Below are 24,378 nucleotides of genomic sequence, written 5' to 3' on the forward strand. Positions count from 1 at the left end.
ATTCAAGACGTAAAGACACACATCATGCCAGTAGACAAACCCATCACCAGCCAGCTCAATTCCCTTCGCACCGGACCGGATGAACGGGGGCATTTCGGAATCCACGGCGGGCGTTTCGTGGCCGAAACCCTCATGCCCCTGATGCTGGAACTGGAAAAAGCCTACAACCACGCCAAGACTGACCCGCAGTTTCAGGAAGAGCTGGATTATTACCTCCGCCACTATGTGGGCCGTCCCAGCCCGCTCTGGCACGCCAGACGGCTGAGCGAGACGCTCGGCGGAGCGCAGATCTACCTCAAGCGGGAAGAGCTGAACCACACGGGCTCCCACAAGCTGAACAACGTGATGGGCCAGATTCTTCTGGCCCGCCGCATGGGCAAGACCCGCATCGTGGCCGAGACCGGGGCCGGACAGCACGGCGTGGCCACGGCCACCGTCTGTGCCCTCTTCGGGCTGGACTGCGAAATCTACATGGGGGCCACCGATGTGGAGCGGCAGAAGCCCAATGTCTTCCGCATGCACCTGCTGGGAGCCAAGGTCCATCCCGTCACGGCGGGAGCCGGCACGCTGAAGGATGCCATGAACGAGGCCATGCGGGACTGGGTGGCCAATGTGGAGAACACCTACTTCCTTGTCGGCACGGTGGCAGGGCCACATCCTTACCCGGCCATGGTGCGGGACTTCCAGTCCGTCATCGGGACGGAAGCCCGTGAGCAGATACAGGAACAGACAGGCCGCCTGCCGGATGCCGTCATCGCCGCCATCGGGGGCGGGTCCAACGCCATGGGGATTTTTCACCCCTTCCTCGATGATGCCGATGTCCCGCTTTACGGCGTGGAGGCCGCCGGGCTGGGGCTGGACAGCGGCAAGACGGCAGCGTCCATCGCCCGTGGCAGGCCCGGCGTCCTGCATGGCAACCGCACCTACCTGCTACAGGACGAACACGGGCAGATCACGGAGGCCCACTCCATCAGTGCGGGGCTGGACTATCCCGGCATCGGGCCGGAACATTCATGGCTCAAGGATATTGGCCGGGTGAACTACGTCAGCGCCACGGACGATCAGGCCCTCAACGCCTTCCAGACCCTCACGAGGCTGGAGGGCATCATCCCGGCGCTGGAAAGTGCCCATGCCGTGGCCCATGCCATCGTCATGGCCCCGACCATGACCAGAGACCAGACCATCATCGTCAACCTGTCCGGCCGAGGTGACAAGGACGTACCCACCGTTGCGGCCCATCTGGGCGTGAAACTGTAAGGAGAGCCACCATGAGCCGCATCAAGACCTGTTTCGACCGCCTGAAAAAAGAGGGCCGTGGTGCCCTGCTGCCCTATCTGGAAGCCTTCGACCCGGACAGGGAGACATCCCTGGCCCTGCTGCGCCAGATGCCCGAGGCCGGGGCCGATCTCATCGAGGTCGGCGTGCCCTTCTCCGACCCCTCCGCCGATGGCCCGACCATCCAGCTAGCCGCACGGCGTGGCCTGAAGGCCGGGGCCACCCTGAAGGGAACGCTGGAGCTCATCCGGGACTTCCGCAAGGAGAATGACCATACGCCGATCATCCTGATGGGCTATTACAACCCGATCGACAGTTACGGTGTGGAGCGATTCTGCAAGGATGCCCGCTCCGCCGGTGTGGATGGGCTGATCGTGGTGGACCTGCCGCCTGAGGAGTCCGAGGAGCTGGCCCCCCACGCCAGAGCGGAAGGGCTGGACATGATCACCCTGACCGCCCCCACCACCCCGGATGACCGGCTGAAAACCATCCTCAGGAAGGCCAGCGGGTTCGTCTATCATGTGAGCATCACGGGCATCACAGGCACACGCAGCGCCACGGAAGAGCAGCTGAAAGCCGCCATGACCCGCCTTCGGGCCGCCACGGACCTTCCCGTCGTGGCCGGTTTTGGCATCAGCACGCCGGAGCAGGCCCGCACGGCCTCCCGCATCAGCGACGGGGCCGTCGTGGCATCCGCCATCATCAAGGAGATGGCCGCCACCTATGATGAACACGGCCACGCCACAGCCAGAAGCATCCCCACGGCACTGGAGAAAATCCGCTCCCTTGCCAGGGCGGTGCGCAACTGAAACCGGACACGAAAAACCCCCAGCCGCAGGACTGGGGGTTTTTCGATTGCATCTTTTTGCAGAACTGGCTCTGAAGGCTTACTTCTTCAGCCAGCGGCCAATGGCACACAGGCCAGCCAGAGCGGCCACAATGGCACCACTCCACAGCAGCGTCTGACCAACACACTGGCAACGGCTCTTGGGCTTCAGGTCCTTGCTGATGGACTGGAATGCCTCCTGGGCACGGCTGGCATATTCCTCAGCCTTGGCTTTCAGTTCATCGGGGTTGACGATTTCCTCAGCCTTGGACTTGAGCTCATCAACATTGATAGCGTCCGCCATGGATATTCCTCCCTGAATCCGCCACTGTACCGGAACAACCGGTCTGGCGGATCAAATCTTGCATTTGCGCCAGAAAATTACTGACTGCCGGTAAACATACCACTGATCATTTTACCATTCAGCAAATTTCTCTCATGGGAGCCTCGTCTTTTCTGCATATGTCTGTCTAACTCCCATGCAGAAAAACGTTTTTTCTTCACCCATGCCCAGCAAATGCTACTTTTGTTCCACATGCTACTGCACGATATACCAGCCTGACACCACCATACAGGGGAGCCCCATGCCTGCTTCACCATCATCCCAGACGCTTCCCATAGAAGGGATGAGCTGCGCCTCCTGCTCCGCACGGGTGGAGAAAGCCCTCCGGGCCGTTCCAGGCGTTGAACAGGCCAGCGTCAATCTGGCAACTGCCACGGCCCATGTCACAGGCACGGCCTCCCGCACGGCTCTCATCCAGGCTGTCGAACAGGCCGGGTATGATGTCCCGTCCCCGCCCATCACATTACGCATTGAAGGGATGAGCTGCGCTGCCTGTTCCACACGGGTGGAGAAGAGCCTTCAGGACGTCATTGGCGTCAGGATGGCCAGCGTCAATCTGGCAACCGCCACCGCACAGGTAACCGGGACAGCCACACATCAGGCGCTCATCAGCGCCATCCAGAAAATGGGATTCGCCGCCTCGCTGCTGGAGGGAGAGACAGGGCTGGAAAATGCCCTGACACAGAAACAACGCATGAAGCAGGCCATGAAAACCCAGTGGCGGGACCTGATGATGTCTGCCCTGCTGTGGCTGGCCATCCTGTTCATGACAATGGGACACGGGTTTGGTCTCATTCCACCTGCCATACAGCCCCTGCTGCAATGGGCACTGGCCAGTGTCGCCCTGCTGGGGCCGGGCCGGCGCTTCTACCAGGCCGGGATACCGGCCCTGCTGCACCGGGCACCAAACATGAACTCACTGGTCGCACTGGGGACCGGAGCCGCCTATCTGTACTCCAGCCTCGTGGTGTTCTGCCCCACCCTGATGCCAGCCGGTACACAGCATCTCTACTTTGACACCATCCTAGCCATCCTGACGCTCGTTCTTCTGGGACGCATGATGGAGGCCAGAGCAAAAGGCCGCACATCCGCAGCGCTGGAAAAACTGACCCATCTGCAACCGCAGCATGCCCATCTGCTGACTGAAGGAACATGCCGCATTGTCCCTGTCGCCCAGATACAGACGGGCGACAGGCTTCTTGTCCGCCCCGGCGAGCGGGTTCCACTGGATGGAATCGTACTGGAAGGGGAAAGCCATCTGGATGAATCCCTGCTGACAGGCGAGCCCATGCCAGCCCTCCGGCAGGTCGGCGATACCGTCATCGGCGGGACCATCAACCAGGAAGGAACACTGACGGTCCAGGCCACGGCCACTGGAGCCGACACCATGCTGGCCCGCATCATCAGCATGGTCGCACAGGCCCAGGGTGGCAAACTGCCCATCCAGTCCCTCGTGGACAAAGTGACCCTGTGGTTTGTCCCAGCCATCATTCTGCTGGCCGTGCTGACATTCCTCATCTGGCTGTTTCTGGGCCCTGCCCCGGCGCTGGGCCATGCTCTCGTCAATGCCATTGCCGTACTGATCGCCGCCTGTCCCTGTGCCATGGGCCTCGCCACGCCAACAGCCATCATGGTCGGTACGGGCAAAGCGGCGGAAATGGGCATCCTCTTCCGCAAGGGCGAAGCCCTCCAGACGCTGGAATCCACCACTCTGGTTGCCTTCGACAAGACCGGCACCCTGACGGCCGGCCAGCCCCGGATGACAGAATTCTACCTGCTGGACAAGAACACCTCCGACCATCCTGAGCAGGCCGAGAACACCCTGCTGGCCCTTGCCGCCTCGGTCGAAACGCAGTCCGACCACCCTGTCAGCCGGGCCATCGTCACAGCTGCGCAGGAACGGGACCTGCCTTCCGTAAAGACCCGTCATGCCCGCATCATGCCCGGACTGGGCATAGAAGCGCAGGATGAAGACGGGCAGAGCATCCATCTTGGCAGCCAGGCCTGCATGAGGGCTCTGGGCTTCCATAATGCAGAAGCCAACCGACTTGCTGCAGAGCTGAGCCAGAAAGGCACGTCCCCCCTCTTCATGGCCCATGGGGGGCAGATCGTGGCCCTCATGGGCGTGGCGGACCCCATCCGCCCCTCCGCCATGAAAGCTGTTGCAGCCCTGCGGGCCCAGAATATACGGACAGCCATGATTACCGGGGACATCGAACCTACAGCCCGGCATATCGCCCGCCTAGCCGGAATCGAGGAAGTCATCGCCCAGGTCCTGCCGCATGAAAAAGGTGAGGCCATACGGACCCTTCAGAAGACACACGGTTCCGTGGCCTTCGTGGGCGATGGCATCAATGACGCCCCGGCATTGGCACAGGCTGACACCGGGCTTGCCATCAGCCATGGAACAGATATCGCCATAGAGGCCGCAGACCTCGTCCTGACGGGCGAGAGCCTGATGACCGTGCCCAATGCCCTTGCCCTGTCCCGGGCCACGATGACCATCATACGGCAGAATCTCTTCTGGGCTTTCGCCTACAACATCGTGCTGCTGCCGATTGCCGCAGGGGTGCTCTACCCATTCACTGGCACGCTGCTGTCCCCCCCTTTCGCCGCAGGGGCCATGGCGCTCTCCAGCATCTTCGTGCTCTGCAACACGCTACGGCTGCGACGCCTTCGCACGGTCGTGGAAACCGAGACCAGCACGGAAGTCTGAGACCCTGGCCGGGGGCGGGCCTTCATGCCCTGCCCCCGGCCTCTCCTCCTCACACACCAGCCAGAACGGCGGCCAGAGCCTCCACAACAGGCGGCAGGTTGTGCTCATTCAGCCCCGCCATGCAGACACGGCCACTGCGAAGAACATAGACACCATGCTCCTCCCGCAGACGGTCCACCTGAGCGGGTGACAGCTTCATCATGCTGAACATGCCACGCTGCTTCAGCAGGTACCGGAAATCCTGCCCCGGCAGACGGGCGGAAAGCTGCTCATGAAGCCTCTGGCGCATCACACGGATGCGGGCCCCCATGGCTGCCACTTCCTCCCGCCAGAGCTGCGCCAAGGCCTGATCTCCCAGAACGGCGTCCACAAGCTGCGCCCCACGGACGGGCGGACTGGAATAGTTCCGCCGCACCGTGACCTTGAGCTGGCTCAGCACCCGCTCTGCCACATCACCATCCCGACAGACGACCGACAGGGCCCCGATGCGGTCCCCATACAGGGAAAATATCTTGGAGAACGAATTGCTGAGCAGGAACTCCAGCCCCGCATCCACCATGGCCCGCACGGCATACACGTCTGCCTCCAGCCCATGACCCAGCCCCTGATAGGCAAGGTCCAGAAACGGGATCAGCTTCCGGTCCTTCAGGACAGGGATCAGCTCATCCCACTGGTCAGCCGTCAGATCGGCCCCTGTCGGATTATGGCAGCAGGGATGAAGCAGGACGACATGATGTTCCGGAATCTGGCGGATGCAGGCCATCATGGCCTCAAAATTCACACCACCCGTTGCCGGGTCAAAATAGGGATAGGCCTGTGTCCTGAAACCGGCTCCGGCAAAAATGGAAATGTGATTTTCCCATGTCGGATCACTGACCCACAGTTCGGCCTGCGGAAAATAGCGGTGCAGGAAATCTGCCCCGACCTTCAGTGCGCCAGACCCACCAAGACTCTGGACCGTGGCGATGCGGCCGGTCTGCACCGGCTCGCTGCCACAGCCAAACAGCAGGTGCTGGACAGCCTGCCTGTAGGAAGCCAGACCTTCCATCGGCAGGTAGAGGTCCGGCCTGTCCTGCTGGGTGGCCAGCCTTTCATGCGCCTTGCGGATGCAGGCCAGCTGCGGGACATGACCTGCCTCATCATAATACAGGCCAATGCTGAGATTGACCTTCTTCACCCGGTCATCCCGCTTGAAGTCCTCCACCAGCGACAGGATGGGATCTCCCGGAGACAGTTCAACAGACTGGAACATGGACTGCTTCATCCTTTTTTCGCACTGGTCTTCATGCTGGCATTACGCGGGCCCTGCGGGCCGTAATCATAATCCGCCACGACCATGCCAAATCTCTTCAGGGCATCCGGAGCATCCATCTCCGGCAGAAGGACCTCGATGAACACGGCACGGTCGGCCTGCTCCGCCTGTTTCAGGGCCTGCTCCAGATCGCCGACCGTTTCCACCACGAGGGACAGTGCCCTGTCCTCACGGTCGAACGCCTTTGGCAGATCAGCATAACGCCAGTTGGCAATGTCGTTGTACCGGGAGCGTTCCCCCAGAATCAGACGCTCGATCGTATAGCCCCGGTTGTTGAGCAGGAAGATGATGGGCTTCTGGTCATGCCGCAGGATGGTGGAGAGTTCCTGCGCTGTCAGCTGGAAGGAGCCATCACCGATGAAGAGCAGGTGCCGCCGGTCCGGGCTGCCAAGCTGGGAGCCGAACAGGGCTGGCAGGGTATAGCCGATGGCCCCCCAGATGGGCTGGGAAATGTAATGGCTGTTCCGGGGGAAAGGCGTGCCCAGCAGGGCGGTGTTGCTCGTCCCCGCCTCACCAACCACGACATCCCCTTCCTTCAGGAAACGGGCCACACGGGGCCAGAGGGCCGCATGGGTCAGCCGGTCCGCCGCCTCACCAGGCAGGGACGCAGCAGAATCCGCCGGACGGGCAGGCAGCGTGCGGGAAGACGGCGTCACCTGCGCCAGCAGGGCCTCCAGCACGGCCCCGACAGGGGCAGCCGGAATGGACCGGCCTGCAAGGCTCACATCATGGGCCTGAAGATTGATGAACGCCTCCGGGCGGATCTCATGCGTGAAGAAGCCCGTGTTGAGCTCCGTGAAACGCAGGCCGACCCCGATCACGCAGTCTGACTGGCTGACCAGCTCCCTGATGTCCGGGCGGCTGGCCCCACCCACATAACCACCCAGATAGTAGGGGGCTGTCTCATCCAGCACGGCCTTGGCCGGAGCCGCCGCCACACAGGGGATTGCACAGCGTTCCGCCAGCACGGCAATCTGCCCGGCCACGCCGAAGCGGTCGGCATCGGAATCGAGAATCATCACCGGCGAGCGGGCCGCAGCCAGACGTGTGGCGATGTGCCCGGCCGCCAGGGCCACCTGTTCCGCATCACCCTGCGGAAGGGCAAAACGGAACGGCTCTTCGGGCACCTCGATGTTCAGATGGGTGATGTCGGATGGCAGCTGGAGATGGACAGGCCGCCGCTCCCGCCAGCAGGTCTGGAGGACACGGTCGATTTCTTCCACGGCATTTTCCGGCGTCAGGCGGGCCTGGGCGACCGTATATTCCGCCATGCACCGCCCGATGTTGCCATACCCGCCATCACCCAGCGTATGATGCAGCAGGGCACGCCCCTCGACCGCATGAAGCGGTGGAATCCCGGTGATGTGCACGAACGGAACACGCTCGGCATAGGCCCCGGCAATGCCACTGATGGCCCCGAGGTCACCCACGCCAAAGGTCGTCACCAGGCCGCACAGGCCGGAGGTGCGGGCATAGCCATCGGCGGCATAGGCGGCATTCAGCTCGTTGCAGTTCCCCACGAAGGTCAGGGACGCATCAGCCTCCACCTGCTCCAGAAAAGAAAGGTTGAAATCCCCCGGAACACCGAAAAGATGGCTGATTCCTGCCTCGACGAGGCGGCGGGCCAGATAGGCCCCGATCTGCATGCGCATGAACAAATTCCTAAAACCTGTGAAGAGGGCGTACTCCCGTACAGGCAGAATACCCGCCTCGCACGAAACCCCGTTCGGCCCTCGATCATACTGCAATATATATGCAATCTGTGTGCAAATATGATCTATCATGCCCCCTTCTCCGCACGGATCACGCATGAAAGCGCACATCATGGACCATCTTGACTGGAAGCTCCTGTCCGCCCTGCACCGCAACGGGCGTCTGACCAACCGGGAGCTGGGCGAGGCCATCGGCCTCTCACCGTCCCAGTGTTCCCGCCGCCGACTCCTGCTGGAGAAGGCCGGTGTCATCCGGGGGTACAGTGTCACGCTGGACCAGCAGGCCATGGGGCTGGGCGTGATGGCCTTCGTCCAGGTCATCATGAAGGGCCATGCTGCCGGGGCCTTCGAACGCTTCCAGGCCCTCATAAACAGTACCTCCATGATCCAGGAAGCCCATGCCGTCAGCGGTGATGCCGATTACATCCTCAAGGTCGTGACGAAAGACCTGCCGAGCCTCTCCACTTTCGTTACAGACCAGTTGCTGGCGCATGACACGATCGGCCACGTGAAATCCTACATCGCCCTCCGCCCCCTGAAGACAGACAGCCCTCTACCGCCATTCCAGCCCTGAAAACCCTCCCGCTGGGCAGGAAGTCACGCAGCCGGTGAAGAGAAAGCTGGCATCTTCAGGCAAGCCCGGATAAAGTCGCCCGACCATGAAGCCCCCCTTCCGGCCAGTGCCATGGTGCCCCCGTACCGGGATGCACCACTCCGATGGCCCTCCGGCAGGCCCGGGTCCGCCTGATGATGCACCACTGCTGGAGAGTGAACAGAACACCATGAGCTGGCTGACCGAACATGTCCGTCCCAAACTGCGGAGCCTGTTACAGAGGGATGTGCCAGACAATCTCTGGACCAACTGTGAATCATGCTCGCAGATGATGCTCACCAAGGAGCTGGTCCGCAAGAAGAAGGTCTGCCCCCATTGCGGGCACCATATGCGTGCCACAGCCCATGAGCGGATGAAATGGACCTTCGATGATGGCCAGTATACCACCATCGACCTGCCCGCCGTCCCGGCCGACCCGCTGCATTTCCGGGACTCCAAACGCTATACGGACCGCCTGAAAACTGCCCGCTCCAAGGCGGGTCTTGATGATTCCCTGCTTGTCGCCCATGGCAGGATCGACGGGCGGGAAGCCGTCGTGGCCGTCATGGCCTTCGAGTTCATGGCAGGGACGATGGGCAGCGCCCTTGGGGAGGCTTTCCTGACAGCCTGCCGGGAGGCCATCCAGCGCAAGGCACCGCTCATCATCTTCACGGCCTCCGGTGGGGCCCGGATGCAGGAGGGGGTTGTCAGCCTGATGCAGATGCCCCGCACCACCATCGGCGTGGAAATGCTGCGTGAGGCCGGGCTGCCCTATCTGGTAGTCCTCACCAACCCGACGACGGGTGGCGTGTCCGCCTCCTTCGCCATGCTGGGCGACATCCACATCGCTGAACCCAATGCCCTGATCGCCTTCGCCGGCCCCCGTGTCATCCGTGACACGGTGCGTGAGGAACTGCCGGAAGGCTTCCAGCGTTCCGAATATCTGAAAGACCACGGCATGGTGGACATCATTGCCAGCCGTGCCGAACTCCCCGCCCTTCTGGGGCGTCTGATCGGGATGCTGTCCCCCGCCGCCAACGGGGACGCCAAGGCTGCCCGGGCTTCCTGAACGTGTCCCTGCCCTGCTGCCCTGCGGCTGACAGCAGGGCGGGACGATGCCTCTCTCCTGCCGTCCCCCCCTGAGACAACCGGATTACGCAATCATGGCAACAGGCCAGCAGACCAGCACCCCGCAAAGTGAATTCCACGGGCGGACCGGGGCGGTAGTACGCCGCCTCCAGGAACTGCACCCCAAGCTGATCGACCTCTCTCTGGACCGGCTGGAAGTCCTGCTCGCCCGCCTCGGCCATCCTGAACGGTCCCTGCCACCGACCATCCATGTTGCCGGGACCAACGGCAAAGGCAGCACCTGTGCCAATCTGCGAGCCATTGGAGAAGCTGCGGGACTGAAGGTCCATGTCATGACCAGCCCGCACCTGCTGGACGTGACGGAGCGCTTCCGTCTGGCCGGACAGCTTGTCAGTGAAGATCAGCTCGTGGCCACTCTGGAAGAAATTGAACAGGTCAATGATGGAGCCCCCATCACCGTCTTCGAGGTACTGACAGCCGCCGGGTTCCTCCTCTTTTCCCGTGTTCCGGCTGACCTTCTGGTTCTGGAGGTCGGGCTTGGTGGCCGGTTTGATGCCACGAACGTGATCCCCACGGCCCGGGCCTGCATCATTACCTCCATCAGCCTGGACCATCAGGCCTTTCTGGGCGATGATCTGGCAGGCATTGCCCGGGAAAAGGCCGGAATCATCAAGCGGGGCGTGCCGGTCTTCGTGGCTCCACAGCCGGATGATGTCATGGCAGCCATCGCAGAGATTGCCAGAACCCACGAAGCCCCACTTTACCGGCTGGGCCATGAATTCACCATCACGCCGCGACAGGACGGCCTGCTCTATCAGGACGAGGCCGGAAAGCTGACACTGCCTGCTCCAGCCCTGCATGGTCCCCATCAGGCACAGAATTCGGCCCTGGCCGTGGCAGCCCTCCGCCATGCCGGCCTGAACCTGCCAGACACGGCCTTTGCCGGTATTGCCAGCACATGCTGGCCTGCCCGCCTCCAGACGCTGCATGGCACCCTTACCCATGACATGCCCCCAGGCTGGGAACTGCTGCTGGATGGTGGCCACAACCCCGGGGCCGGTACCGTTCTGGCCGATGTTCTCAAAACATGGCAGGACCGGCCCCTGCATCTCATCGTCGGGCTGAAGGACAGCAAGGACGTGCAGGGGTTCCTGCGCCCCCTGATCCCCCATGCCACCTCCATACAGGCTGTGGCGGAAGACGGACAGCACCTGGCCATGCCTGTCCAGACCATTCTGGAAGCCGCAGCGGCGGCAGGCGGCACAGCCCTGCCCGGGCCGGACATACGCACCGCCCTGAAACGCCTGCGTGACAGCGCCAGCCCCACGGACAGACCAGCCCGAGTCCTGATCTGCGGCAGCCTCTATCTGGCAGGCTGCGCCCTGGCGCTGGATGGCGCCTCCCCGCACTGAAAGGGGATCACACTTTCCCCCTTCCCCGTCCGCACCCTGCCACTGTGTGGACACACCCCAATGACAGAGCGAAACGGACCAGCATGAGCGACCAGTCCCCTGCCCCCCAGCCCAGCCCCGCAGCGGAACCCGGCGGAAGCCTCCATGAAATGCTCCAGCGTGTTCCACCTGCCAACCTGCCAGCGGAGCAGGCCCTTCTGGGGGCCATCCTGACCAACAACAAGGCTTATGAGAGCGTCTCGGACTTCCTGCACCCCTCCCATTTTGCCGATGCCGTCAATGCCCACATCTATGAGATGATCACGCAACGCATCGAGCGTAATGGCGGCAAGGGAGGCGTCGACATCATCACGATGCGGGGCGACTTCGAGGCCAGCCCCATTCTGGCTGCAGCCGGAGGGGCCGACTATGTGGCCAAACTGCTCAATGCCATGGTGGGCATCGTCAATGCCCGTGATTATGGCAAGGTCATCCATGACTGCTGGGTCCGCCGCCAGCTGATCGGCATCGGCACGGACATCGTCAATAACGCTCACGGTGCCCGACCTGATCTGGACGGGCCGGAACAGATTTCCGCTTCGGAAGAAGCCCTCTTCAACCTGGCAACGGACAAGGGACAGGAAGGCGGCTTTCTCGTATTTTCCCAGGCCCTGAAGAAGGCTCTCGACATTGCCGACCAGGCCTACCAGCATACGGGCGACATTGTCGGGCTGACCTCTGGCCTGCGGGATTTCGACAAGAAAACCGGTGGCCTGCACCCGTCCGACCTGCTGATCCTCGCTGGCCGTCCTGCCATGGGCAAGACCGCCCTTGCTACGAAAATCGCCTTCTCCGCAGCACAGTCCCTCTTGCGGGAGGCAGAAGAAAAAGGTGAGCCACCCCGTGGCAGTGTGGCCATTTTCTCACTGGAAATGTCCTCCGAACAGCTGGCCGCCCGTATCCTCTCCGAACAGGCCGAGGTCTCAGGCGAGCGCATCCGCCGTGGCGATGTGGGGCCGAAGGAGTTCGACCGGTTCGTCCGTGTTGCCACGGAGCTGCAACGCCTGCCCCTGCATATTGACGACACACCAGCCATCTCCCTCTCCGCCATGCGGACACGCTGCCGCCGGCTGGCCCGCACACATGGGCTGAACCTCGTGGTGGTGGACTATCTCCAGCTCATGCGCCCGGCCATTGGCACAAGACCGGACAGTCGCGTGCTGGAAATCTCGATGATCACGCAGGGCCTCAAAGCCATCGCCAAAGAGCTGGAAGTGCCCGTCATTGCGCTCTCCCAGCTCTCCCGTCAGGTCGAATCCCGTGACGACAAGCGCCCGATGCTCTCCGACCTGCGTGAATCCGGCTCCATCGAGCAGGATGCCGATGCTGTCATGTTCGTCTATCGTGACGAATATTACCTGCAACAGCGCAAACCCAAGGAAGCCTCCTTCCCCAGTCCGGACAAATACCAGATCGCCCTGGAAGAATGGCAGCGGAAGATGTCGCTCGTCCACAACAAGGCCGAGCTGATTCTGGAGAAGCAGCGCCACGGGCCGACCGGCACTGTCCATCTCTACTTTGAAGGTGAATTCACCCGCTTTGGAGACCTGGATACCTTCCACGAGTAATCCCGGTCACCGGGGCCTGTCACGAGGCCCCGCTTCCCCTCACTCGTGGGGCTTGTCCTCAAGCGGCGGGGTGATGACGGCGGCAGGAGTGGCGGCAATGACCTCCGGTGTAGGCTTGCGCCGCCACCACCAGCCACGATGCAGCATCTTCTCGAAACGGATCTTCTGCCGCAGCCAGTTCAACATTCCGGACAGGGTGACGACGGCAATGCCTATACCATCCCACATGTCCACGGGCTGGTTGAAAATGAAGTAGCTGAAAGCCACGATCCAGGCCATCTGGCTGTATTGCGGCAGGGCCACACGATTGGCCGGGGCAATGGAGGCGGCCAGCATGAGCAGCAGCTGCCCGGCTGCGGCCAGAAACCCGTAGCCAAACAGCAGCAGCCATTCATTCACCCCATGTGGCACGACAAAATGCTGCACCATCAGGATGCCATCCCCCACCAGCGGCCCGCACAGGCTGGAGCCGTACAGCGTCAGGCGGGATGTTTCCTTGCCCGCAAAACGGTAGGCAATCACGCTGACAGCCGAAGCCATGGCCACCACAATGGCACAGAGATGCCCGAACTGAAGCGCCTTCACACCGGGGCGCAGCACGATCATCACACCTGCAAAACCCAGCAGGACAGACAGCCACGCCCATCCCGTCACCTGTTCCTTGAGGAACAGCACGGAGACGATGGTGACGAAAAACGGCATCAGGAACATCAGGGAGAGGGCTTCTGGCATGGGCAGAAGCATGAAGGCCTCCACACTTCCTGCCGTGGCCACGAAGACCGCCGCCGCCCGCACGAGCCAGAGCCACGGATGACTGGACAACACCAGCGCCCGATAAGACTCATTCGGGCGCTTCAGCAGCGGAACGATCAACAGGCCGAACACACCGCCGAAAAACGCTACCTCGAACGGGTCCAGCCGCCCGGCCAACCCCTTGGAACAGGCATCACTGATGGAAAAAAACGCATACCCCAGAAAGGCCAGTACGATGCCCGATGTAAAAAGTATCTTCCTCATGCAATCCCTGTCCCTGACACTCCGGCCGCTATGGCGTCATGCCAAGGGTAAGGGCTAACCCACCAAAAAGAAACCACCCAACCATATCTCTACAGGATGGCAGCCCTGTGATGATGTTCCATCGTCACAGGGACAAGGCAACGCCCCCCATCACGCTGCGCCGCAGACCATATTGCGGGGCACCAACACCGACCCCACTGCCATCACGCAACATGTATCGCCGGTCGAACAGGTTGATGACATCCAGCCGCAGCTGCATGGTGTGTCCGCCCAGCCAGGGCATATGCCGTAAAGCCTGCACCAGCCCCAGATTGAAGGTGACATATTGCGGCACATGCGCCCCATTGGGGATGGTACCTTCGGCTGTTTCCCTGTCCTTCCGCAGGCCGCTGCCATAAATCATGGTGCCCGAAAACTGGAGGGGATGATTCGTCCCGTGGAAAAAAGCATAGGAGCCACCGGCAGAGGCCGTGATCAGCTGGTCATGATCCAGATGGACCCAGTGATTCCTCATGTAGTGGAGGTCGTCACTGTCAAAATTCCACTGGGCTGACGTAATCTCCTTGCCCGTAGCCCGTGACACCGCCAGATTGCCGTAGAGGGTCAGGGGGCCTGTGCTGTAATCAGTCGTCAGCTCCACACCACGGACACGGCCCCGGTGATAATTGAACGCTGTCAGAATGACAGGGGCGCCGAACTGCCCTTCATCAATCAGGTTTTTCGCCTGCTTCCAGTACGCATCCAGCCCGACATGCCAATGGCGTGTCAGCTGCTGCATGAAGCCGACATCATAATAATTGGCCCGCTCCGCCTTCACACGATCATTCTGATAGTTGGCCGGTGCGGCGGATGTCCCCTCAAAACGGTCCAGAGATGTCGTGCCAATCGTCTCGAAAGGCGGAGGTGTCAGATAACGTGCATATCCCACATGAAACCGCCCGCCATGCCATGGTGTCCAGACCAGCGACACACGGGGGCTGAGCTGGTGGGCATGAACATATTCCTCCACACCATCAAACCGTACCCCTCCATTGAAGACAAGAGACCGTGCAAGGTGCCATTCATCCTGGAGATAGACCCCGTACAAAGCACCCGTCTTGCCCGATGAATCATGCACTTTCACGGTCTGGGGGCTGACAGTCCCTTCTTCATCAACTGGGTAGACCAGTGAGCTGCTCTTGCTCACAGCACGCTCGCCATAAGCCTGCACACCTCCCCGCACGGTATGCGTGCGATTGACGTGCCATGTCACATCACTCTGCACACCGCTGGAAAACACCGACCGGGCTGCCTGCTGGGCAAGACCATTATAGACAAGGTCCCCCACCCAGTCGGGTGAGTAGCGCATGGAACTGTACCGCAGGATGGCGGATGTCTGTGCACTGACCTTCTCATGGTCTTCCTGCCAGGAGAGGATGGCGAAATCCGTGATCTGCTGCTGGTGTTCATCCAGATGGCTGCTGTCTGGCGCATCCTCCTGCACAGGCCGATTGTCCGCCTTGAAAAGCGGCGTGGCAAACTGGTGCTGCTGGCCGGGATTGTTGGGCAGCTGATACCAGGCATTGGAAAGCCCCGCCGTCAGGCTGAAGCGTGTCTCTGGCCGGAGAGTATACCGCAGATGCCCCAGAACATGATACTGGTTGGAGAGGTCGTGAATGGCATTGTAACTGGGGGTCGTGTTCTCGATCCCCACCCGATTGTGAACGGCATCTGCCGTGATGAAGCCATCCCACTGCCCCCAATGCCCGCCATACTGGATGGCAGGCTGCACATAGTCCCGCACGCCACCATAACCGGAGAGGGTTCCGCCTTCATCCGACACGCCGTTCTTCGTCTGGATGTCGATCACACCGGCCTGCCGGAAGCCGTACTCCGCTGGCAGGACACCGGTCGTCAGGCTCATGGAATGGGCAAAGCGGGTCATCAGAGCCTGCCCGAAAACACTCACACCTTCCGGCAGGGCCACACCATCCAGCCGAAACTGGACATCATTATGATCTCCCCGGATGTGAATCTGCCCGTAACTGTCCTGCGCCACGCCGGGAGCCTGCAACAGGATGCTGTTCAGCGGGGCATTGTCGGCACCGGGATTGGCCTCGATGGCCTTGCGGGAAAAATTCGTCTGCGTGGCCCCGATGGCAGGCTGAAGAGCCGCACGGGCCTGATCCAGCCGCCGGGCCGTGACGTGAATATGCTCCTCCCTGCTGTCCGCCTTACGGACAGACCCATCCCCCCCATTCTGGGGCTGGTCTCCCGTGGATGTGACTGACGGCTTCCCGCCCGTCTCCACATCACCAGCCTGGGCTGCCTGAGACAGCGTGCCAGACGCCACCAGGGCCAACACCGCATAAATGGCTCCACCCCGTCCCATCATCACCATGATGTTCTCCAGTCCTCGTCATGCTGGTCTGATTGTTCATCGCAAGTTATGTTATAACATAACATATGTGAAGCCATTCTTTTCCGGTGCCCATAAAAAAGGCCGGGACATGTCCCGGCCTTTCCTCAGATCATCTTCACGCCAATCAGCAACAACAGAGTTCCCAGAATGAGCCGCTGCCAGCGTTCCGGGCATCGCCCGGCGCAGTGGGTGCCAAGCCAGATGCCCGGCAGGGAGCCACTCAGCAGGAGCAGCAGGGTGGGCACCATGACGTCCCCTTCCATCCAGTGCCCTGCCCCGGCAATCAGTGTCAGGGGGATGGCATGGGCAATGTCGATGGCCACGAGTTCACGCAGGGGAAGGGTCGGATACAGCATCACCAGCACGGCCATGCCGATCGCCCCGGCCCCGACGGAGGACAGGCTGACCATGCAGCCCAGCACGAAACCCAGCACGACCGTCAGCACCCGTGACTGTACCGGTCCCCCCAGCTGATGCCGCAGCACCCACGCTTTAAGCGTCGGACGGAACAGGATGGCCGGGGCCGTCACCAGCAGGCAGATGCCCAGCGACAGGCGGATGACATGCGCCATCTCCTGCGGCGACCCCAGATGCCGCAGCCAGAGCAGAGCCACCGCCACACCGGGGAGGCTGCCTGCCATCATCCACAGCACGATGGACCAGCGTACCGGCCCGCACCGCCTGTGCAGGACTGTCCCGAACAGTTTCGTCACGGCGGCATAGACGAGGTCCGTCCCCACGGCAGCCTTGGGGTGGATCCCACACAGCAGGATGAGCAGCGGCGTCATCAGCGATCCGCCACCCACGCCTGTCATGCCGACCAGAAACCCGACCAGTGCGCCGGAGATGACATAAGCCAGATGCCCCATCACCTTATCCTTCTCCCAGAACGGAAAGAGCCTTTTTCAGATAAAGCCTCCCCCACCGGCATTTTCCTGCTGGAAAAACCGGGTTCCTGTTCCATGTTCTTTCAGAAACCGGGGCCCGCCGGGCCTCACCTCATGGAGGAAGGCCCGGCAGAACCGTCTGTCAGCGCACGACCTTATGAACGGCGTCCGTCAGGTGCCGTACGCTCCGGGCCACGTCACCATCACCGGGGACGACAACATCCGGCTTTTCCGGTGCTTCATAAGCCGAAGACACACCCGTAAACTCGGCAATCCGGCCTTCTTCCGCCTGAGCATACAGGCCCTTCGGGTCACGGCGGCGGCACAGTTCGGGGGCCGTATCCACAAAGACCTCGTGCCAGCCTTCCCCGATGATCGCCTTGGCCATCGCCCGGTCCCGGATGAGCGGAGAGACCAGAGCCACCAGCACGATCTGTCCGGCATCCGCCAGAATACGGGCCACATGGGCCACACGGCGGATATTCTCCCGCCGGTCTTCCGGCGAGAAGCCAAGATCGCTGCACAGGCCGGAGCGAACCGTATCGCCATCCAGCACGGTGACATGCAGCCCCTCACGGCTGAGGGCCTCCTCGGCATGGCGGGCGATGGTGCTCTTTCCGGCACCGGGCAGACCGGTCATCCAGAACACGGCCCGACCATGCCCCCGCAGGCCAGCCCGGACGGCATCGCTCACGCCGCTGGCTGTCGGATGGATGGCCTTGGCTCCCTCCGGCAGGGCCGCCGGACCGATCAGCGGGGCACCGCCAACGATCTTCTGATGGCGGTCCACCAGAACACCACGCCCGTCCGGCATTCCCGGCGCAAAGGGATCGAAGAGGATGTTGCGGGCCACGGCGAGGGTGATCTCGGCAAAGCCGTCCGGTGGCACCTCATCCGCCGGACTCAGGCTGAGATCATCAAGGTCCACCACGGCATCAATGGAAGCCACGGTGACATCATGTTCTGCCGTAGCCAGACGCAGCCGGAAACTCTCCCCCACACGCAGCGGCTCACCACGCAGCCAGAACAGCCGTGTCCTGAGACGGGCGGCCTTCAGCGGGGCTGCGGCTTCATCACCGGCAGGGAACAGCAGGTCCCCACGATCCGGCACCAGATCAGGCTCCAGCCGCAGGGCGATGGATTCACCAGCTCCGGCCACAGGATGATGCGGAGCATGCCAGCGGCAGACCTCGGCCACGGTGGCCTCCTGCCCCTGCCCGCCAATTTCCAGCCGGTCTCCTTCCCGCACCGTGCCACGCTCGATGCGTCCCGCCACATAGCGGATGCCCTCGAAACGATACACGTCCTGCACCGGCATACGGAATGGCAGGGCATGACGGGATGCCGGAGGCTGGATGAGAGACAGGGCCTCCAGCAGGGTCGGCCCCCTGTACCAGTCGGCCTTTTCAGAACGTGTGGCGATATTGTCGCCATCCCGTGCCGAGGCCGGAATGACCTGGTTGACGTTGATCTCCAGCCGCCCCAGCAGCTGGCGGATGTCACCTTCCACCTGCTTCAGTCTGGCTTCATCAAACCCGATGCTGTCGGCCTTGTTCAGCAGGACGATCACATGATTGATGCCGATGAGCCGCAGCAGCATGGCGTGGCGGCGTGTCTGCTCCCGCACACCCTCGGCGGCATCCACCACCAGCACGGCGGCCTCGGCGTCGGCAGCACCGGTAATCATGTTGCGCAGGAACTGCCGATGGCCCGGCGCATCCACGATGACGAAATCCCGGCCATCCAGCTGGAACGGAATGCGGGTGGAATCCACCGTCACACCCTGATCCCGCTCGATCTGGAGGGAATCGAGCAGGAAGCTCCACTCCACGGCCAGACCACGCTTCCGGCTGCTTTCCACGATCTGGACGAGGCGGCCATCCGGCAGGCTGTCCGTATCATACAGAAGGCGGCCAATCAGGGTGGATTTGCCGTGATCCACATGGCCCACGATCACGATCGGCGTGCTGACACCGTGACGGACCTGCGATGATGGTGAATGAGTCTGTGTCATCGAAAAAGTCCCCTCACAGATAACCGGCAACACGGAGACGCTCGAAGGCATCTTCCGATTCATGATCCATGGCACGGCCCGCACGCTCGGAGGTACGGCTTGTCTCCAGCTCGGCAATCACTTCCGCCACGGTGGAGGCATTGCTCTCGATCGGGCTGGTGATGTCCTGATCGCCCAGTGAGCGATAACGCTTGCCATCCTTTGCAAAATAGAGGTCCACGAGCGGAATCTTCTCACGCTCGATGTACCGCCAGATGTCCAGCTCCCGCCACGCCAGCAGCGGATGGACACGGACATGCATCCCCTCCTCGTAAGGAGTGGCGTACTGGTCCCAGAATTCCGGTGGCTGGTTGCGGACATCCCACTGGTGACCGGCACCACGGGGACTGAAGACACGCTCCTTGGCACGGGTGGCCTGCTCATCACGCCGGATGCCCGCAACAACACCCCGGAATTTGTGCTGGTCGATCAGGTTTGCCAGACCAGCCGTCTTGCGGGCCGCAGACCGGGCCGCCGGTGGCAGGGAGGGGTCCATGTCCTCGACCGGGGGACACTCCCCGAGAACAAGGTCCAGATTCCACTTTTTGACGTACTCATCCCGGAAGGCATACATCTCCGGAAATTTCTTGCCCGTGTCCACATGCATGACAGGAAAAGGCACATGCCCCATGAAGGCCTTGCGGGCCAGCCAGACCATCACGTTGCTGTCCTTGCCCAGTGACCAGAGCAGGGCCAGGGGCTTCAGCTTGCGGTAGGCCTCCCGCAGGATGAAAATGCTCTGGGCCTCAAGCTGGTCCAGACCATCCATGATATGTGCGTCTTCCAGAGCCATGACTGCTCCCTTTCCTTCCTGATGGGCCATGCGGCCCGGTCTTATCGTGCGGGCCGCTCTGCAATCAGGGCAGCAGCTGAGATTTCTTCCACATTGGCGTCGGGCGGTGTGGAAACAGGCCGATGCAGGCCACATTCCGTCTTGGCCAGTCCGGCCCAACGTCCGGCACGGCTGTCCTCTCCCGCTCCCACGGGCCTCGTACAGGGTTCACAGCCGATGGAGCGGTAACCCTGCGCCACCAGCGGATGCGGCGGGAGGGCTTTCTCCTCCATGAAACGGGCGATCTGCGCCTCGCTCCAGCCAGCCAGAGGATTCAGCTTCACACTGCCATCCTCCTGCCGTTCCGCCACGGGCAGGGCCGCCCGGGTGGCCGCCTGCATCCGCTTGCGGCCTGTCACCCAGATGTCGAACTCCGGCAGAACCACCTCCAGCGGTTCCACCTTCCGCAGGGCGCAGCAGGCATCGGGGTCGAAAGCCACAAGCTGACCCTCCGGGTCCCGATACTCCACCTCGGCACGGGCAGGGCGCAGGGTGCGGACATCCTCCAGCCCCAGATGACGGGTCAGCTCATCCCGATAGGCCAGCGTTTCCGGGAAATGCCGCTCCGTATCGAGAAAAAAGACAGGCACGGCTCTGTCCTGTGCCGCCACCTGCGCCAGCAGCACGGCAGACTCGGCACCGAAGGAAGAAATCACCGCCACACGGCCCGGAAAACGGGCCAGAACGGAGGACAGCACACGGCCCGTTTCCTCCTCCGAGGCAGCCACGTCTTCCTGCCGGGGCAGGGCCTGGAACTCATCGTCCGATATTGCCATGTGATCTGCTCCCTTCGGAAAATACGATAAGAAAGAAACTAATTACATATTTAACGGGCTTCAATGATGATTTTTGATAAATCATCAATTTTTCAGGATATAAGAATGTCATTATGAGCTTACCAGAGAATCAGGAAGCCTGACCTCCGGCAGGAAACGGCAGAAAATCGCCTCTGAGACCGCCATTCTTTTTCACAATACAAAATCGTATTTATCAGAAGGCTCAGAAACGCAGCGTGAGGGTCGAGAGCATGTAGGTCCCGTTCTTCCCCCCGGCCTGCCTCATGCGATGTGTCAGCAGAATCGCTCCCCCATCAATCTGCCAGTTGACGTGCTGCTGAAGCTGGAACTGCACCTGCCCCTGCGGCTGCAACCCCACGGCCCGCCCGGCCTGCCGCAGCTTCGGCCCTGAAAGGAAAGAAAAAGGCGATGATGAATTATACAGCCCGTCATTCATGCTCTCCCTCCAGAGGTAAGGCACCCGGATGCGGATGTTCATGAAAGGCCGGGGTGCGATGCTGGCCAGCGGGCCGGCACTCACGATGTTGGCCCTCGCAATGGTGCGTGTCAGGTCGAACGTTCCATTACGGGGTGAGAACGGGGCCGAGAACGTGCCCACGGTTCCCTCTTTCCGGCGATTGTCTCCTCCGCTGTAAGCCTCCGCCTGCACGCCCAGAAAGGGATGCAGAAAGGATGAGGAATGACGCCAGCCCAGCACGCCCCGCACGGCCCAGGCACTCACGGGACGGCTGGCAATGGATGACGTGCCGGGATGGAACCGTCCCCCCTGATACACGCCCCCCAGCTCATATTCGAAGGACGGTGCCGAACCATACCAGCGGAAGCCACCATTCTGTCGTGTCTGCGTTCCCGCCTCCGACCCTTTGTAACGGGCCACGGCTGCCGTTTTCCCCTCATCACGGAAACCCATCCAGAAGAGGTCCAGAAAGGAATGGACCTGCTCCCCCCCAATGGAAAAGGGCCGCAGGGCGATCCCGACATTCCCCCCATAAAGGCGGGTGCCATCATCAAACCCGCCCCCCATGATGGTATCCCTCGTCACCTGTGTGGCGACAAAATTGTACAGGTCCAGCCTGATCCGGTTCCACAGCGCATAGCCACGGACACCATTCCACGAAAGCGGGACGTTGGGAGTTTCCCGCATGTAGACGAGCCACGAAGGGGCATCGAGGAACTGCTGCCGCCCGACCATCACGCCGGTCTTTGCACCGAACAGTTTACGCTCATACCCGACAAAGAGCTGCTGCACTCCCAGCCTGCGCCGCCATGTCGCATTATAGCCGTAATAGTTCCATCCGGCCGCCTCACCATTGTTCAGCTGCCCGAATATCCGCCAGTGCGGGCCAAGGTGAAGGTCCGCCCCCAGCAGGTTGCGTACCGTAAACCGGCCGGAATGACGCCTGTTCACCGTCCCCAGCATGGGGCTCGACTCATACCAGTTGCGTATCCGGGATTCACCGGAAAGCGACAGCCAGATGCTGCCCGACTCATTGAGGCGGATGGCCTTCAGGGGATCAAGAAAATCCGTGTAATTCCTGGGGTCTTTCTTGCTGCTCCAGTCCTCGGCCCAGGGGGCGACCCCGTAGACACCAACTGGCCCGAACCCGGCAAATTCACCATTCCCCCAGTTGAAGGCTCCCCAGTCTCCCTGATGCCGCTTGCGGGACCGGTTCTCCTCCAGCGTGACACGGCGTGGCTGGCCGATCACCCCGGCTCCCGGCATGGTCTCCACGGCAGGGGGAACATTTTCAGTAACCTGCGCTTCCGCCTGTCCCAGCCCTGCAGCAACAGACAGTACGGCAAGAACTACCGGGGACCGCAAAAACCTGCCCGTCCGCCCCAACAGGCTGACACACCTCAGAGACAGGTCCGGTCTTTCCTGCATCGTCACTCGCCACGATGGCCTGCCTGTCTGCATGAGCGGCTCACTTATTACTTTAAATAATAGTTATTTTTATTAAATCCCATTTTATTACCCATGTTAAGACGTGAATTAACTTTTCTCTCATCCATCACGTTTCCCATGGCCAAAAAAAGATGGGCACAGCCATCAATGGTGCCGTACCCATCCCCTACACAGCCACTATTACAGTCAGGCTACGCACTCTTTCAGAAACTGCTGCATCGCCTGCCCACGATGGCTGAAGCGGTTTTTCTCCGTTTCGGCCATCTCGGCAAACGTGCGGCTTTCTCCTTCAGGAATGAAGATGGGGTCATAACCATGCCCATGCGTCCCCCTCGGTGGCCATGAGACCTGCCCCCGACACTCACCCCGTACGAAGCGATGCGTCCCATCCGGCCATGCCAGACACAGCACCACCACAAACGACGCTGCCTTGTCAGCCGACCCGCTGGCCTGCATCTCCTCATGCACACGGTTCATCGCCAGTGTCATGTCCCGCTGCGGGCCTGCCCAGCGGGCAGAATAGACGCCCGGTCTGCCATCCAATGCCGCCACGCAGAAGCCGGAATCATCGGCCAGTGTCGGCAGGCCCGTTGCCCTGGCAGCGGCTTCCGCCTTGATGAGCGCATTGCCCTCAAAGTCGGCAGCCGTCTCTTCAGGCTCTGGCAGGTTCAGTTCGGCAGCCGAGCGGACCGTGATGCCGCTCTCTGCCAGCAGGAGAGAAAATTCCCGCAGCTTGCCTTCATTGTGACTTGCCAGAACAATCTCGCTGCCACGCTCCAGACGGCGGCCAGAATCCTGCCCGCTCATCATGCACCTTCCTTCCTGCGGGCCAGAGCCTCTTTCTGCACGGCGAACAGCTCCTTTGCACCTTTCTGGGCCAGACCAAACAGAATCTGGAATTCTTCAGGCCGGAAGGGTCGTTCTTCTGCCGTACCCTGAATTTCCACGATGCCGCCATCAGCGGTCAGAACGAAATTGGTATCAGCCTGTGCCGTGCTGTCTTCCGCATAATCAAGGTCCAGCACCGGCCCGGCATCCGTCAGCCCGCAGGACACGGCAGCCACCTGCCCCGTCAGCGCCTTCGACTTGCCCATGCCTTCCAGAGCGATGGCCAGAGCCACCCACGCCCCGGTAATGGAGGCACAGCGTGTGCCGCCATCGGCGTTCAGCACGTCACAGTCCAGCGTGATCATGCACTCGCCCAGAGCCTTGAGGTCCACACAGGCCCGCAGGGAACGGCCGATGAGACGCTGGATCTCCTGCGTGCGGCCGGACTGCTTGCCACGGGCGGCCTCGCGGGAACCACGGGTGTGGGTGGCACGGGGCAGCATCCCATATTCCGCCGTGACCCAGCCCTGGCCCTGCCCCCGCAGGAACGGCGGCACCCGTGTCTCGACGGAAGCGGTGCAGAGCACCTCCGTCCCGCCGACGCGGATCAGGGCGGACCCTTCCGCATGAGTGGAAAAACCGGTCTCGATGGTAACCGGGCGAAGGGCGTCGTCAGTACGGCCGGAGGGACGTTCGAACATGAAACAGCTTCCTCGAATCTCTTCAGAAAATCCACATGGGCGGGACTGGACCAGCCACCCCATGACAGGGCA

At 61.7% G+C, this 24,378-nt stretch carries 19 protein-coding genes; 7 read left to right on the forward strand and 12 right to left on the reverse strand.

Going from position 1 to position 24,378, the window contains the following annotated elements; all coding sequences use genetic code 11:
• The first annotated feature begins 24 nt into the window (after positions 1-24).
• Both trpB and trpA read left to right on the forward strand, forming a co-directional pair.
• Positions 25-1,257, forward strand: coding sequence for a tryptophan synthase subunit beta (gene trpB, locus CPA54_RS08195; RefSeq protein WP_249086085.1), 1,233 nt, complete (start codon positions 25-27; stop codon positions 1,255-1,257).
• 11 nt (positions 1,258-1,268) lie between these two features.
• On the forward strand, positions 1,269-2,084 hold the full coding sequence (trpA, locus tag CPA54_RS08200; RefSeq protein WP_081562494.1) for a tryptophan synthase subunit alpha: 816 nt from the start codon (positions 1,269-1,271) through the stop codon (positions 2,082-2,084).
• A 78-nt stretch (positions 2,085-2,162) separates the two neighbouring features.
• On the opposite strand, the gene CPA54_RS08205 is transcribed toward trpA, so the two are convergent.
• Positions 2,163-2,405: a hypothetical protein gene (locus CPA54_RS08205; protein ID WP_043558707.1), complete on the reverse strand. Its 243-nt coding sequence runs from the start codon at positions 2,403-2,405 to the stop codon at positions 2,163-2,165.
• A 280-nt stretch (positions 2,406-2,685) separates the two neighbouring features.
• Between CPA54_RS08205 and CPA54_RS08210 the strand changes: the two genes are divergently transcribed.
• A complete protein-coding gene (locus tag CPA54_RS08210) occupies positions 2,686-5,160 on the forward strand; it encodes a heavy metal translocating P-type ATPase (RefSeq protein ID WP_103765756.1) in 2,475 nt (824 codons plus the stop codon).
• Positions 5,161-5,209: 49 nt separating this feature from the next.
• Here the strand turns inward: CPA54_RS08210 and CPA54_RS08215 are convergent, their stop codons facing one another.
• Both CPA54_RS08215 and CPA54_RS08220 read right to left on the reverse strand, forming a co-directional pair.
• A complete protein-coding gene (locus CPA54_RS08215) occupies positions 5,210-6,412 on the reverse strand; it encodes an amino acid aminotransferase (RefSeq protein WP_249079995.1) in 1,203 nt (400 codons plus the stop codon).
• Between the two features lie 8 nt (positions 6,413-6,420).
• On the reverse strand, positions 6,421-8,124 hold the full coding sequence (locus CPA54_RS08220; RefSeq protein WP_249086087.1) for an alpha-keto acid decarboxylase family protein: 1,704 nt from the start codon (positions 8,122-8,124) through the stop codon (positions 6,421-6,423).
• Between the two features lie 157 nt (positions 8,125-8,281).
• Here CPA54_RS08220 and CPA54_RS08225 point away from each other — a divergent pair, with 157 nt between their 5' ends.
• From CPA54_RS08225 to CPA54_RS08240, 4 genes are all read left to right on the forward strand, one after another.
• Positions 8,282-8,758 carry an Lrp/AsnC family transcriptional regulator gene (locus CPA54_RS08225; protein ID WP_227431405.1) on the forward strand — a complete coding sequence of 159 codons (477 nt, stop codon included), beginning with the start codon at positions 8,282-8,284 and terminating at the stop codon, positions 8,756-8,758.
• 208 nt (positions 8,759-8,966) lie between these two features.
• Positions 8,967-9,845 (forward strand): acetyl-CoA carboxylase, carboxyltransferase subunit beta, encoded by an 879-nt coding sequence (gene accD, locus CPA54_RS08230; RefSeq protein ID WP_081563350.1) that lies wholly within the window; start codon positions 8,967-8,969, stop codon positions 9,843-9,845.
• A gap of 94 nt (positions 9,846-9,939) precedes the next feature.
• A complete protein-coding gene (locus CPA54_RS08235; RefSeq protein WP_086431743.1) occupies positions 9,940-11,277 on the forward strand; it encodes a folylpolyglutamate synthase/dihydrofolate synthase family protein in 1,338 nt (445 codons plus the stop codon).
• A 149-nt stretch (positions 11,278-11,426) separates the two neighbouring features.
• The gene (locus CPA54_RS08240) at positions 11,427-12,884 is read left to right on the forward strand and encodes a replicative DNA helicase (RefSeq protein WP_227431429.1); all 1,458 of its coding nucleotides are present in this window, start codon (positions 11,427-11,429) and stop codon (positions 12,882-12,884) included.
• 39 nt (positions 12,885-12,923) lie between these two features.
• On the opposite strand, the gene CPA54_RS08245 is transcribed toward CPA54_RS08240, so the two are convergent.
• From CPA54_RS08245 to rph, 9 genes are all read right to left on the reverse strand, one after another.
• Positions 12,924-13,901: a DMT family transporter gene (locus CPA54_RS08245; RefSeq protein WP_052348948.1), complete on the reverse strand. Its 978-nt coding sequence runs from the start codon at positions 13,899-13,901 to the stop codon at positions 12,924-12,926.
• A gap of 124 nt (positions 13,902-14,025) precedes the next feature.
• Entirely contained in the window at positions 14,026-16,275 is a 2,250-nt protein-coding gene (locus CPA54_RS08250) for a TonB-dependent receptor domain-containing protein (protein ID WP_193699489.1), read from the reverse strand.
• A 131-nt stretch (positions 16,276-16,406) separates the two neighbouring features.
• Positions 16,407-17,171: a sulfite exporter TauE/SafE family protein gene (locus CPA54_RS08255; protein ID WP_249086149.1), complete on the reverse strand. Its 765-nt coding sequence runs from the start codon at positions 17,169-17,171 to the stop codon at positions 16,407-16,409.
• Positions 17,172-17,331: 160 nt separating this feature from the next.
• The gene (gene cysC, locus CPA54_RS08260) at positions 17,332-19,203 is read right to left on the reverse strand and encodes an adenylyl-sulfate kinase (RefSeq protein ID WP_249086089.1); all 1,872 of its coding nucleotides are present in this window, start codon (positions 19,201-19,203) and stop codon (positions 17,332-17,334) included.
• Positions 19,204-19,216: 13 nt separating this feature from the next.
• Positions 19,217-20,011: a sulfate adenylyltransferase subunit CysD gene (gene cysD / locus CPA54_RS08265; RefSeq protein ID WP_043558821.1), complete on the reverse strand. Its 795-nt coding sequence runs from the start codon at positions 20,009-20,011 to the stop codon at positions 19,217-19,219.
• Positions 20,012-20,076: 65 nt separating this feature from the next.
• Complete coding sequence (locus CPA54_RS08270) at positions 20,077-20,850, reverse strand: phosphoadenylyl-sulfate reductase (RefSeq protein WP_081847662.1); 774 nt, start codon at positions 20,848-20,850, stop codon at positions 20,077-20,079.
• A 223-nt stretch (positions 20,851-21,073) separates the two neighbouring features.
• Positions 21,074-22,693, reverse strand: coding sequence for an alginate export family protein (locus tag CPA54_RS08275; RefSeq protein ID WP_249086091.1), 1,620 nt, complete (start codon positions 22,691-22,693; stop codon positions 21,074-21,076).
• A 270-nt stretch (positions 22,694-22,963) separates the two neighbouring features.
• Positions 22,964-23,584: an RdgB/HAM1 family non-canonical purine NTP pyrophosphatase gene (rdgB, locus tag CPA54_RS08280; RefSeq protein WP_249086150.1), complete on the reverse strand. Its 621-nt coding sequence runs from the start codon at positions 23,582-23,584 to the stop codon at positions 22,964-22,966.
• Positions 23,584-24,306 (reverse strand): ribonuclease PH, encoded by a 723-nt coding sequence (gene rph, locus CPA54_RS08285; RefSeq protein ID WP_043558726.1) that lies wholly within the window; start codon positions 24,304-24,306, stop codon positions 23,584-23,586. Before rph ends, rdgB begins: the two co-directional genes overlap by 1 nt.
• Positions 24,307-24,378 lie beyond the last annotated feature (72 nt).

This window comes from Parasaccharibacter sp. TMW2.1890, from assembly GCF_023337645.1.
GTDB classification, from domain to species: domain Bacteria; phylum Pseudomonadota; class Alphaproteobacteria; order Acetobacterales; family Acetobacteraceae; genus Bombella; species Bombella apis.